General features: G+C 72.5%; 10 protein-coding genes and 1 pseudogene. 6 read left to right on the top strand and 5 right to left on the bottom strand.

All coding sequences use genetic code 11. From position 1 onward, the window contains the following. Together CBOVI_RS09615 and trmB are read right to left on the bottom strand one after the other, a co-directional pair. Positions 1-648: an NYN domain-containing protein gene (locus tag CBOVI_RS09615; RefSeq protein ID WP_010271740.1), complete on the bottom strand. Its 648-nt coding sequence runs from the start codon at positions 646-648 to the stop codon at positions 1-3. After that, a complete protein-coding gene (gene trmB / locus CBOVI_RS09610) occupies positions 645-1,415 on the bottom strand; it encodes a tRNA (guanosine(46)-N7)-methyltransferase TrmB (protein ID WP_029157964.1) in 771 nt (256 codons plus the stop codon). Before trmB ends, CBOVI_RS09615 begins: the two co-directional genes overlap by 4 nt. Before the next feature lie 65 nt (positions 1,416-1,480). On the opposite strand from trmB, the gene CBOVI_RS09605 reads away from it, so the two are divergent. The 5 genes from CBOVI_RS09605 (at position 1,481) to hchA (ending at position 7,161) form a co-directional block, all read left to right on the top strand. Continuing rightward, a complete protein-coding gene (locus CBOVI_RS09605) occupies positions 1,481-2,719 on the top strand; it encodes a hypothetical protein (RefSeq protein WP_183273745.1) in 1,239 nt (412 codons plus the stop codon). Continuing rightward, positions 2,712-3,356 (top strand): DUF6802 family protein, encoded by a 645-nt coding sequence (locus CBOVI_RS09600; protein WP_125196970.1) that lies wholly within the window; start codon positions 2,712-2,714, stop codon positions 3,354-3,356. Before CBOVI_RS09605 ends, CBOVI_RS09600 begins: the two co-directional genes overlap by 8 nt. 117 nt (positions 3,357-3,473) lie before the next feature. Next, a complete protein-coding gene (locus CBOVI_RS09595) occupies positions 3,474-5,315 on the top strand; it encodes a phosphoenolpyruvate carboxykinase (GTP) (protein WP_029157758.1) in 1,842 nt (613 codons plus the stop codon). Positions 5,316-5,480: 165 nt separating this feature from the next. Continuing rightward, positions 5,481-6,212 (top strand): acetolactate decarboxylase, encoded by a 732-nt coding sequence (gene budA / locus CBOVI_RS09590; RefSeq protein WP_010266471.1) that lies wholly within the window; start codon positions 5,481-5,483, stop codon positions 6,210-6,212. Positions 6,213-6,297: 85 nt separating this feature from the next. Further along, entirely contained in the window at positions 6,298-7,161 is an 864-nt protein-coding gene (gene hchA / locus CBOVI_RS09585) for a glyoxalase III HchA (protein WP_010266477.1), read from the top strand. Between the two features lie 115 nt (positions 7,162-7,276). Here hchA and CBOVI_RS09580 read toward each other — a convergent pair whose 3' ends face one another. From CBOVI_RS09580 to CBOVI_RS09570, 3 genes are all read right to left on the bottom strand, one after another. Then, a complete protein-coding gene (locus CBOVI_RS09580) occupies positions 7,277-7,951 on the bottom strand; it encodes a DedA family protein (protein WP_010266480.1) in 675 nt (224 codons plus the stop codon). A 322-nt stretch (positions 7,952-8,273) separates the two neighbouring features. Continuing rightward, positions 8,274-10,544: a 3-hydroxyacyl-CoA dehydrogenase NAD-binding domain-containing protein gene (locus CBOVI_RS09575; protein WP_010266483.1), complete on the bottom strand. Its 2,271-nt coding sequence runs from the start codon at positions 10,542-10,544 to the stop codon at positions 8,274-8,276. A 52-nt stretch (positions 10,545-10,596) separates the two neighbouring features. Next, complete coding sequence (locus tag CBOVI_RS09570) at positions 10,597-11,832, bottom strand: acetyl-CoA C-acetyltransferase (RefSeq protein WP_010266487.1); 1,236 nt, start codon at positions 11,830-11,832, stop codon at positions 10,597-10,599. A 686-nt stretch (positions 11,833-12,518) separates the two neighbouring features. Here CBOVI_RS09570 and CBOVI_RS10835 point away from each other — a divergent pair. After that, a pseudogene (locus tag CBOVI_RS10835) lies at positions 12,519-12,599 on the top strand (hypothetical protein); the annotation flags it as partial. Positions 12,600-12,618 lie beyond the last annotated feature (19 nt).

Below are 12,618 nucleotides of genomic sequence, written 5' to 3'. Positions count from 1 at the left end.
CTACCCCATGAGGGCCGACAGCGGGCGGAACGGTTGCAGCCACGCGCCGCCCTCGGGCAGCGAGTCCAGGTTCACCCGCGGCAGCGGCTCGCGGAAGACGTCCGGGATGTCCTCGAGGTCGACGAACTCCAGGTGCTCGTTGTCCACCGCCCACGTCGCGTGCTCGTGGAAGCCGATGACCGTGACCGGTATCTCCTGCGCGAGCTCCTCGAGCGGCAGGCGGAAGTTCTGCCCGTCCGCGCTGGCCACGACGACGCCGGCGAGCGTGCCCTCCTCGTGGCGGGCGCGGATGTGCGCGAGCATGTCCGGGTCGACGTCCGAGTCGTCCGTGAGCTTCGGCTTGGCGAACACGGCGAAGCCGACGTTGCGCAGCGCCTCGATCCACGGCCGGATGTTCTCCGCGGTGCCCGGCACGACGTTCGTGAACACGGTCGCCTCCGGCTCGACGGCCCCGTCGGGGAGGTGCCCGTCGTCCCCCTCGGCGGCGACCGCCGCCGTCTCCCCGCCGAGCTCCCGGGCGCGGCCGATGAGCCAGCGGCCGACGGCGTCGAACCGCGGGCGGTGGACGGCGGTGGGGCGGCCGCCGAGGATCGCGCCGAGCCCCATGTCCAGGTTCGGTGCGTCCCACACCAGAAGCAGTCTGCTCATCGTCTCCTCCAGAGGTACTCGGTGATCGTGTGGTCCTTGTCGATCCCCTTGGCCTCGAACTTCGTCACGACCTGGCGGTCGGTGAGCACGGGGACGTCGGCCGGCCAGCCGAGGTACTCCAGCTCCGGCTCGACGTCGACGAGCTCGGTGATCCACTCCGCGTACTCCGCGTGGTCGGTCGCCACGTGGAGGATCCCGCCGGGCCGGAGCCGCGACGCGATGAGGTGCAGCGGGCCGGACTGGATGATGCGCCGCTTGTGGTGGCGGGCCTTCGGCCACGGGTCGGGGAAGAAGATCCGCACGCCGTCGAGCGACCCCGGGGCGATCATCCGCTGGAGGACCTCCACGCCGTCGCCCTTGATCATCCGCATGTTCGTGATGTCCCCGCGCACGCACGCGCCGAGGAGCTTCGCCAGGCCGGGCCGGTAGATCTCCACCGCGACGATGTTGTGGTCGGGTTCGACGGGGGCCATCGCGGCGGTGGACGTGCCCGTGCCGGACCCGATCTCCACGATGGTCGGGGCCTCGCGGCCGAACCACTCCGTCATGTCGACGACCTCGTCGCCGAGGTCCCGGCCGAGGTGCGGCCAGTGGTCGCGCCACGTCCGCTCCTGGTTGTCGGTGAGCGTGCCGCGGCGGAAGCTGAACGCGCCGAGTCGCGGGTAGTCCCGGCCGTCGGCGAAGTCCGTCTGCGGGGGCCGCCCCGCGCGGGGCGCCTTTCCCGTATCATCCTGAGGAACACTATGGGGGGTAGACATCCCAGTCATTGTTGCAGACGACGGGGTGAGGGGGAACTGCTGTGAGGGTTGTGTCGGTCATCGGACCGGACAGGATGTCCGTCGACCGTCTCTCGGCGACGGTCCGGGGGTGCCGGGTGCGGCCGGGTGCGGGGCCGGGGGAGGGCGTCGACGGGGTCGTCGCCGTCGTCCCGCGGCTGGGGGAGGAGGAGCTGGAGGTGGTCCGCGCCGTCCGGGACGCGATGGGGGTGTGCGTCGTCGCCGTCACGGGGGACGACGCCGCCTCCCCGCCTCCGCCCCCGCCGGCGGAGCCCGGTGTGGTCGTGTGCACCCCGGCGACGGTCAACGTGGTCGTCGGCGACCTGTGGGTCGACCGGGGGCGGTGGGTGGCCGACGCGCGCCGGGCGGACGCCGACCGGTTGGAACGGGTGCGGATCGCCGTGCGGATCGACGGTGAGCGGGCGTGCCGGGACGTCGCCCGGGCGTGGGTGGAGGGCCGCTGCGCCGACCCGGACGCGGTCATGGCGGCGGCGCTGCGGCGGACCGTGCTGGCCCACGGGGTGGCGGTGCCGCCGCTGCCCGCGCCGGGTGGTGGGGCGTGCGGCGGTGCTGGTGGTGCCGGTGGCGGCGGTGGTGCTGGCGGTGGTGGTGCTAACGGTGCCGGTGCCGGTGGCGGTGGTGCGACCGGGGCCGTCGCGACCGGGGCCGGCGCGTCCGCCGGTCACGGTGCCGCGGGGGCGGAGGGGCCGTCGCCGCTGACGGGTGCCGTCGTGACCGGGACCGGGGCGATGGCGGGCGGCGTGGCCTCCGGGGCGGCCGTCCTCCGGGCCGGGGCCCCCGTGTGGGCCGCGGTGGTCGTGGGGCTGGTCGTCACCGGGGCCGTGGCGGGGGTGCGCTGGTGGATGGACCGGCAGCGGGCCGCCGCCCGACGACGCGCCCGGGAGGTCGCGGCGTGGCGGGAGCGGTGGTCCGCGCAGATCGCCGCGTGTGTCGTCCAGCTGCGGGTCCCCCGGGTGGCCGACGCCGTCGCCGCCGGGTGGCCCGCCGCGGGGACGGGGCACGGCGTGGGGACCGGGGACCGGGAGGGGCCGGGGGAGGCACAGGGGACACGGGAGACGCATGGGACGGGGCACGGCGTGGGGACCGGGGACCGGGAGGGGCCGGGGGAGGCACAGGGGACGCGGGGGACGCGGGGGACGAGGCACGACGTGGGGACCGGGGACCGGGAGGGGCCGGGGGAGACGCAGATGCGGGACCGGACACAGGAACAGGCGCCTGACCAGGCGCGGACGGACACGGAGACGGAGACGGAGGAGGCGGTCGGCCGTGGATGACATCGCGGGTGACATCGGGGGTGACGTCGTGGGTGACGTCGTGGGTGATGTGACGGACTGGTGGTCGGACGGTGACCCGGGGCGGGGGCTCAGCGCCCTGCCCGGGTACGGGTGGGAGGCCGACCCCGGTGGGGGTGGTCCCGCCGGGGGGACGGGGCTGCCCGGGGACACCGGGTTCGGCCCGACGGGAGGGACCGGGGGGACGGGGGTGTTCGTCGACCCGGCGGAGGACGCCGTGACGCTGACGGACGAGCGCGGGATGTCCGTCCTGTCCGACACCGACGGGGACGGGGTGCTCGACCACGCGTCCGTCGTCGAGTTCAGCGGCGCGTGGAGCGCGTGGCGGCGGCTGCTGCCGGGGACCCCCGGTGTTCCCGACGTGCCCGGTGCCGCCGGCGCTGACGGTGCCCCCGACGTGCCCGGCGCCCCCGACGGCGACCCCGCGGCCCCCGGCACCGCCGGTGCCGACGGCGACCCCGCGGCCCCCGGTGCGGCCGTCGTCCCCGGGACCGGCGGGTGGCATCCCGCCCCCGGGAGAGATCCGGGTCACACACTACCCCCGAATCACCCCTCCTTTACGGGCGAAATCTGGGACGCTGCCGTGTGGACATGTGTTGAGAAGGGGAGTTGGGGTTAGTGTTGGGGGTGTCTCGACGGTCGGCCTCCCCGTGTGCCGGGGTCCGGTCCGTGGAACCCCACCCCCTATAGCCCCGATCACCCCGACAACCACTTTCTGACCGTCAGGAGTATGACGATGACGATTCCCGGACTTGCCGACGCCCCCCCGACCGAGAACACGGCGCTGCTGGACTGGATCCGCGAGTGCGTCGAGCTCTGCCAGCCGGACGCCGTCGAGTTCTGCGACGGGTCCGACGCCGAGTGGAACCGGCTCACCGACCAGCTCGTGGAGCACGGGACCCTCGTGAAGCTCAACGAGGACCGTCAGCCGAACTCCTTCCTCGCCCGCTCGGACGCCGGCGACGTCGCCCGCGTCGAGTCCCGCACCTTCATCTGCACGGAGACGGAGGAGGGCGCCGGCCCGACGAACAACTGGGCCGCCCCGGACGCCATGCGCGCCGAGATGCGGGAGCACTACCGGGGCAGCATGAAGGGCCGCACGATGTACGTCGTGCCCTTCTGCATGGGGCCGATCTCCGACCCGGACCCGAAGCTCGGCATCGAGCTCACGGACTCCCCGTACGTCGTGCTGTCCATGCGCATCATGACCCGCATGGGCTCCGAGGCGCTGGAGAAGATCGGGCCGGACGGGGGCTTCGTCAAGGGCCTGCACTCCATCGGCGCCCCGCTCGCCGAGGGCGAGGAGGACTCGACGTGGCCGTGCAACGACACGAAGTACATCTCCCACTTCCCCGAGGACCGCGAGATCTGGTCCTACGGCTCCGGCTACGGCGGCAACGCCATCCTCGCCAAGAAGTGCTACGCCCTGCGCATCGCCTCGGCGATGGCCCACGACGAGGGCTGGCTGGCCGAGCACATGCTCATCCTCAAGCTCATCTCCCCGGAGGACAAGGCGTACTACATCTGCGCGGCGTTCCCCTCCGCGTGCGGCAAGACGAACCTCGCGATGATCCAGCCCACCGTCCCCGGCTGGCGCGCCGAGGTCATCGGTGACGACATCGCCTGGCTCCACTTCGGCGAGGACGGCCGCCTCTACGCGGTCAACCCGGAGAACGGCTTCTTCGGCGTCGCCCCGGGCACGAACTACGCCTCCAACCCGAACGCCATGAAGACCCTCGAGCCGGGCAACAACATCTACACCAACGTCGCCCTCACCGACGACGGCGGCGTCTGGTGGGAGGGCCTGGAGAACCGGCCCGACCACCTCATCGACTGGCTCGGCAACGAGTGGACCCCGGACAGCGAGGGCCTCGCCGCGCACCCGAACTCCCGGTACTGCACGCCGATCTCCCAGTGCCCGGTCGCCGCGCCGGAGTACGACGACCCGAAGGGCGTGCCGGTGTCCGCCATCCTCTTCGGCGGCCGCCGCCCGGACACGGTGCCGCTGGTCACGCAGGCCCGGTCGTGGAACCACGCGACGTACATCGGGGCGACGCTCGCGTCCGGCCAGACGGCCGCCGCCGCGGAGGCGAGCGTCGGCACCCTCCGGCACGACCCGATGGCCATGCTGCCGTTCATCGGCTACAACGCCGGCGAGTACCTGCAGCACTGGATCGAGATGGGCCGCCGCGGCGGGGACAGGATGCCCGAGGTGTTCCTCGTGAACTGGTTCCGGAGGGGTGACGACGGACGCTTCCTCTGGCCCGGCTTCGGTGAGAACAGCCGCGTCCTCAAGTGGATCATCGACCGGATCGAGGGGCGGGTCGGCGCGGACGAGACGGTCGTCGGCCACACCGCCCGGTACGAGGACCTCGACCTCGACGGCGTCTCCGAGCCGGAGGCGGACATCCGCGAGGCGCTGAGCGCGCCGCCGGAGGACTGGGAGAACGACATCGCGGACAACGAGCAGTGGCTGCGGTTCCTCGGCCCGAAGGTGCCGCAGGAGGTCTGGGACGAGTTCGAGGCGCTCAAGGAGCGCGTCGCCGCCGCGAAGGCCGGGCAGGCCCCGACGGCGTAGCCCGTTCCGCGCGGGGGGACCGGGGACGGCCGGGTGCCGGCCGGGCCCCGCGCGGTTCCGTCCCGCACCCCACGCGGTGCCACCCGGGGGGACCGGGGACGGCCGGGTGACGGCCGGGCCCCCGGGTCGGGGGGCCGACGACGGGGGCGGTGGCAGACTGGGGGCATGTCGGACCGCCCTGTCACCCGCCACACGATCTTCCAGAACTCCCTCATGACCGCCCTGCTCGACGGCATCTACGACGGCGAGATGACCGTCGGTGAACTCCTCGGCAAGGGCAACTTCGGCCTCGGGACGTTCGACGCCCTCGACGGCGAGATGGTCATCGTCGACGGCGTGTGCCACCAGCTCCTCCACGACGGCACGGCCCGGCGGGCGGACCTCGGGGCCCGCAGCCCGTACGCCGTCGCCACGAACTTCGTCCCCCGCATCCGCCGCCGGGCGCCGCGGGACATCCGGCGCGCCGACCTCTCGGCGTTCATCGACGACATGACGCCGTCGGCGAACTACATGTACGCCGTGCGCATCACCGGGACGTTCTCGTCGGTGCGGACGCGCACCGTCGTCCGCCAGGAGCGCCCGTACCGGCCGATGACCGAGGCGACGGACGACGACGCCGTGCAGGAGTTCACGGACGTCTCCGGCGTCATCGCCGGCTTCCGCACCCCGATCTACGAGAAGATGATCTCCGTCCCCGGGTGTCACGTCCATTTCATTGACGACGCCCGGACGCGGGGCGGTCACGTCCTCGATTTCACCCTCTCCGAGGGGAAGATCGAATTGTGCCCGGGCACGGACCTCGAACTGAGACTGCCGTTGACCAGCGCGTTCTCCTCCGCGAACCTCGATCCGGAGGATCTCGACGAGCAACTTCATAAAACGGAGATCAAGGACTGAGTTTCTTCCGGTCACGGCACAGCCGACTGTGCCACAGGTAGGGTGGACGGCTGCATACCACCGAACCCGAGACCGAGGAGCCGACATGACCGACACCCAGGACCGCACCCCCACCCCCGACCGCGCGGAGGACGAGGCCTTCTTCCCCTCCCCGTACTCGCTCAGCCAGTACGTCCCGCCGCGGACCGACTTCGACGGCGCCGAGCACCCGGGCGCCTACACCGGTGGCCGCTGGAAGGTCCTCGTCATCGCGACGGAGGAGCGCTACCTCCACACCGAGGAGGGGGCGTTCTTCTCCACGGGCAACCACCCGGTCGAGACCCTCGTCCCGCTCCGGCACCTCATGGACACCGGGTTCGGTGTCGAGGTGGCGACGCTGACCGGCGCCCCCGCGAAGTTCGAGCACTGGGCCTTCCCGGCGGAGGACGAGACCGTCTCCGACACGTACCGGCAGCTCCGTGAGTCGTTCCGCGAGCCGAAGTCGCTGGCGGACGTCGTCGACAACGAGCTCGGCGAGGACTCCGACTACCTCGCCGTGTTCATCCCCGGCGGGCACGGCGCGGTGCTCGGCCTCCCGGACAGCCCGCTCGTCCAGGACGTCCTCGACTGGGCGCAGGACCGGGAGCGCGTCGTCGTCACCCTGTGCCACGGTCCCGCCGCGCTCCTCGCCTCCGGGCGGGGCCGGGCGTCCCGGTTCGACGGCTACAGCGTGTGCGTCTTCCCGGACGCGCTCGACCGTGGGGCGAACGTCGAGATCGGCTACCTCCCCGGGCACATGCGGTGGTACGTCGCCGAGGAGCTGGAGAAGCAGGGGCTGACGATCGTCAACGACGACATGGCCGGGACGGTCCACCGGGACCGGAACCTCGTCACCGGGGACAGCCCGCTGGCGTCGAACGCGCTCGGGAAGCTCGCCGTCGAGGCGCTCCTGGAGACCGCCGGGGCCTGAGCGCCCCGGACATGCAGCGGGGTCTGAGCACCCCGGACAACAAGGCCCCGGCCCCCGGAGAACACGGGGGGCCGGGGCCGGGGCACCGCCCCGCCGCGGGGGCGTGGGGGACCGGTCAGGCGTCGTCGCGGGGGGAGGCGGCGTCGTCCCCCGGGACGGTCCCCGCAACCGGCCGGGCGCGGCGACGCACCGCCCGGCGCACGAGCACGACGAGCACCGCGACCACCGCCACCGCGCAGGCGAGGTAGAACCACACCGAGTACTTCTCGATGGTGTCCGACACCCGGTGCCAGTTCTCACCGAGCGCGATCCCCAGCCAGATCAACGCCGCGTTCCACACGATGCTCCCGACCGTCGTGAGCACACCGAACCGCACCAGCGGCATCCGGTGCACCCCCGCCGGCACGGAGATGAGCACCCGCAGGCCCGGCAGCATCCGGCAGATGAGCACCGACGCGGACCCGAAACGGTCGAACCAGCGCAACGCCCGGTCCACGTCGGCCGCCTCCGTCAGCCACATCCGGTCCGCCCACCGGCGCAGCCGCACCGCGCCGATCGCCGCGCCGACCCAGTACAGGATGTACCCCATGACCGTCGACGCGACCGTCGCCCAGATGAACGCACTCCACGCGCTCATCTGCCCCTGCGTGGACGTGAACCCCGCGAGCGGGAGGATGACCTCGCTGGGGATGAACGGGAGGACGGTCTCGGCGAGGATCGCCAGGCCGACGCCCGGGCCCCCGAAGGTGTCCACGAGGGAGACGACGGAGTCGACGAGTGAGGAGAGCATGGGGCCTTTCGTGTCGCGGCGCCGGTCGGGTGCCGGGGGCGCCCCTGCGCCGGTGACCGGGGAGCGGACGTGGGGGAATTGACCCGGTCACTCTACGTCACGGTGCGGCGGCGGCCGGCATCAGCCGGCGCACGGCTGCGTACGAAACCGCTCTGAACTCGATGGCGGCGTGCTGGTCGCCGGCTGTGTGGGCTACTGGCAGTGGCGGGTCATTTTTCGGGCGTTTTTTGACCCGGGGCTGCCAGTTGCTGACGTGCGCCGCGCCGCCCAGCGCCCCCCGTGCTGCGCCCCCCCGAGAGCCGCGCCCCCCCCCCGCGCGCCGCTACGCCGTGAGCGAGCTCATCGGCGCGAAGCGGTCGCCGTAGCGCTCCGCCAGCTCCCGGGCGCGGGCGACGAAGCCCTCGCGACCGGTCGTCGGGTAGTCCGCGCCGGCCCCCTCGGGCAGCGGCGCGGCGGCGGGCCGCACGTAGTTGCTGATGTACTGGCGCGTGCCGCCGGTCCAGGCGGGGTAGCCGATGCCCATGATGGACCCGATGTTCGCGTCGGCGTCCTCGACGACCACGCCTTCGTCGACGCACTTCTGCGTCTCCAGCGCCTCGATGAACAGCATCCGCTCGATGAGGTCGATGAGCAGCGGGCCGTCGCCGTGGGCGGTGTCGAGCCCGGAGCCGGCGACGGTCGTCTCCCCGTCGGGGACGGTGACGGTGCCGGCGCCGAGCTCGTCCCACAGGCCGCGCCACAGTCCGGCGCGGTGGCCGTCCTCGTCGTACTCGTAGAACCCGCGGCCCTCGAGCTTGCCGGGCCGGTCGTACTCGTCGAGCATCCTGTCGACGATCGCCGTGACGCCGCCGTCGTTGACGGACGCGCCCGCGGCCTCGGCGGCGGCGGTGTTCTCCGCGTTGATCTTGCGGACGAGCTTGAGGTTGAGCTCGTCGACGAGCTGCAGCGGCGGGGCGGGGTAGCCGGCCTGGCGGCCCGCGGCCTCGATGACCGCCGGGTCGATGCCCTCGCTGAGCATCCGCAGGGACTCGTCGAGGAACAGGCTGATGACGCGGGAGGTGTAGAAGCCGCGCGAGTCGTTGACGACGATGGGGGTCTTGCGGATCTGCTTGGCGAAGTCGAGGGCCTTCGCGAGGGTCGCCGGGGCGGTCTTCTCGCCGGAGATGATCTCGATGAGGGGCATCTTGTCGACGGGGGAGAAGAAGTGCAGGCCGATGAAGTCCTCCGGCCGGTCGACGCCCTCGGCGAGGCCGGTGATCGGCAGGGTGGAGGTGTTCGAGCCGAGGACGGTGGTGTCCGGCACGGCGGCCTGGATCTCGGCGAAGACCTTGTGCTTGAGCTCGGTGTTCTCGAAGACGGCCTCGATGATGAGGTCGACGTCCGCGAGGTCGGCGTAGTCCACGGTCGGGGTGATGCGGTCGAGGAGGGCCTTCGACTTCTCCTCGGTGGTCCTGCCGCGGGCGAGGGCCTTCTCCTCGAGCTTCTCGGAGTAGTTCTTGCCCTTCTCCGCCGCCTCGGTGGAGATGTCCTTGAGGACGACGTCCATCCCCGCGCGGGCGCAGGCGTAGGCGATGCCCGCGCCCATCATCCCGGCGCCGACGACGCCGACGGTGCGGAACGTCGTCCGCTCGAAGGGGGTGCCGTCCTCGGCGGTCGGGCGGGAGCCGCAGCCGGTGCAGTGCTGGATGTCGAAGAAGAACGCGTTGATCATGTTCTTCGCCGTCGGGCCGGTGACGAGGTCGACGAAGTAGCGGGTCTCCACGGCGGTGGCGTCCTCGATGCGCTTGAGGGCCAGGCCCTCGACGGCGGCGGAGAGGATCGCCTTCGGGGCGGGCATCGGCGCGCCCTTGATCTGCTTGGTGACGTTCGCGGGGAACGACGGCAGCATCGCCGCGAGCTTCGGGGTGGTCGGGGTGCCGCCGGGTACGCGGTAGTCCTTGCGGTCCCACGGCTGGACCGGCTCGGGGTCGGTGGCGAGCCAGGCGCGGGCGGCGTCGAGGAGCTGGTCCGCGGGGACGACCTCGTCGACAAGTCCCTGCTTGAGGGCGCCCTCGGCGGAGAACTGGCGGCCGGTCGTGAGGACCTTGGTGAGGGCGGCCTGGAGGCCGAGGAGGCGGGTGACGCGGGTGACGCCGCCGCCGCCGGGGAGCAGGCCGAGGGTGACCTCGGGGAGGCCGAACTTCGCGCCCTTGGCGTCGGTGGCGATGCGGTGGTGGCAGGCGAGGGCGATCTCGAGGCCGCCGCCGAGGGCCGCGCCGTTGAGCGCGGCGACGACGGGCACGCCGATGGTCTCGAGGCGGCGGAGGTCCGCCTTCATGGCGTCGGTGTTCTCGGCGATGGCCTGGGCGTCGTCCGGGCCGGCGGTGATCATGTCCTTGAGGTCGCCGCCGGCGAAGAACGTCTTCTTCGCGGAGGTGAGGATGACCCCGGTGACCTCGCCGGCCTCGACGGCGGCGGCGAGGCGGTCCACGGTCTCGTGGAGGGACGGGGCGAACAGCGCGTTCATGGTGTTCACGGGCTGGTTCGGGTCGTCCATGGTGAGGGTGAGCACGCCGTCGCTGCCCAGATCCCAGGTGATCATGTTGTCGCTCATGGTGTTGTCTCCTTCGGAGGTGACGGGTGGGGGTGTCTGGTGACGGGGCGTGTCAGACCCGCTCGATGACGGTGGCGACGCCCATGCCGGCGGCGACGCAGAGGGTGATGAGGGCGTAGCGGCCCCCGGAGCGGTGGAGCTCGTCGACGGCGGTCGCGGTGATCATCGCGCCGGTCGCGCCGAGCGGGTGGCCCATGGCGATGGCGCCGCCGTTGATGTTGAGCTTCTCGTCGGGGATGTTCAGTTCGCGCTGGGCGCGGAGGACGACGGAGGAGAACGCCTCGTTGATCTCCCACACGTCGATGTCGTCGGGCTCGAGGCCGGCCTTCGCGAGGGCGGCGCGGGCGGCCGGCGCGGGGGCGGTGAGCATGATCGTCGGTTCGACGCCGGTCGTGGCGACGGAGACGACGCGGGCGCGGGGGGTGAGGTCCATGTCCGCGCCGGCCTGCTCGCTGCCGACGAGGATGAGGGACGCGCCGTCGACGATGCCGGAGGAGTTGCCGGCGTGGTGGACGTGGTTGATGGTCTCGAGCTGCGGGTACTTCGTCTGCGCGACGGCGTCGAACCCGCCCTGGTCACCCATGACGGCGAAGGCGGGGCGGAGACCGGAGAGGGACTCCGCGGTCGTGCCGGGGCGGATCGTCTCGTCCCGGTCGAGCAGGAGGGTGCCGTTCATGTCCCGGACGGGGACGACGGTGCGGTCGAAGCGCTTGTCCTCCCAGGCGGCGGTGGCGCGCTCGTGGGAGCGGGCGGCGAAGGCGTCGAGCTCCTCGCGGGAGACCCCGTCGAGCGTGGCGATGATGTCGGCGGAGATGCCCTGGGGGATGAAGTCGGCGGAGAAGGAGGTCTCCGGGTCCATGGCGATGGCGCCGCCGTCGGAGCTCATGGGGACGCGGGACATGGACTCGACGCCGCCGGCGATGACGAGGTCGTCCCAGCCGGAGCGGATCTTGCCCGCCGCGAGGTTGAGGGCCGTGAGGCCGGAGGCGCAGTAGCGGTTGATCTGGACGCCGGTGGTGCTGAACGGCAGGCCGGCGGAGAGCGCGGCGGTGCGGGCGATGTCCATGCCCTGGTCGCCGACGGGCGTGACGCAGCCGGTGATGATGTCGCCGATGCGCTCGGGGTCGATGCCCGGGTTGCGCTCGATGATGGCCTCGATGAGTCCGGTGAGAAGGGAGACGGGCTTGACCGTGTGCAGCGATCCACCCGGCTTGCCCTTGCCGCGTGGTGTGCGAACGGCGTCGTAGATGTAGGCCTCGGGGATGCCGGAGCCGGTCGTGCTGGTCATAGTGGTCCTCGCTCAGAAAAAAGGGAGTATGTGTCTTGGGTCACTATAACGAAGGTGGTCACGGGCGGGCACGCCCGGGCGGTGGCCGGGGGTACTTATATTTCTGTGTCTTCCGGCCCCCCGGCGCGGGTGCCTCGGCACCCGTCGTCCGGGGGGTGGTACCCGGGGTCTGTCCACCTGCGTCATGGTGCGGCGGTCGGTGGCCGTCCTGTTCGACGCTACCCCCGGCGCGGGCCCCGGACGGAGGTGGGGTGCGGCGGGGTCGGTGAGGCCGGGTGTGGACGGGTGTGGGTGCGGGGGGGGCAGGCGGGGTGAGGTGCGGGGGTCGCGGGAGGGTGCGGGCGCAGCCGTGGGAGGGGTGGGGTCGGGTGCCGACGGCCGGGTGAGCGGCGGGACGTGAGGGGTAGGGCGGGGCCCGGGAGGCCGGGCGGCTCATCGCGGACGGGTCCATCGAGCAGATCGGGGACTTCCTCGGGGACGGGTGGAAGCGGGCCCAGGCCGACGACGACCGCGCGACCGCGTGGGAGGCCGCCGGCTCCCCGGACGGGAGCAGCGTCAAACGCGCCGCGGACGCGGTCCTCCGGTCGCCGGAACCCGACGCTCTCGCACAGTTCGCGGCGGAGGGGCTCGACCGGGCGCAGCGCGCGGATCAGCGTCGGGAAGTCTAGGAGCTCACGGAGTCGCCGCTGCCCACCGTCGCGGCGAACGCGCAGCAGGCGGTCCGCATCGGGACCGACGAGGCGATCGAGAGCTTCCTGCGCTACGGGCAGTTCGTCGCCGCCGCCC

The sequence above is a fragment of the Corynebacterium bovis DSM 20582 = CIP 54.80 genome (genome assembly GCF_030408615.1).
Taxonomy (GTDB): Bacteria; Actinomycetota; Actinomycetes; order Mycobacteriales; family Mycobacteriaceae; genus Corynebacterium; species Corynebacterium bovis.
The sequence above is the reverse complement of the archived record's forward strand: the minus strand, read 5'-3'. Positions and strand labels throughout refer to the sequence as shown.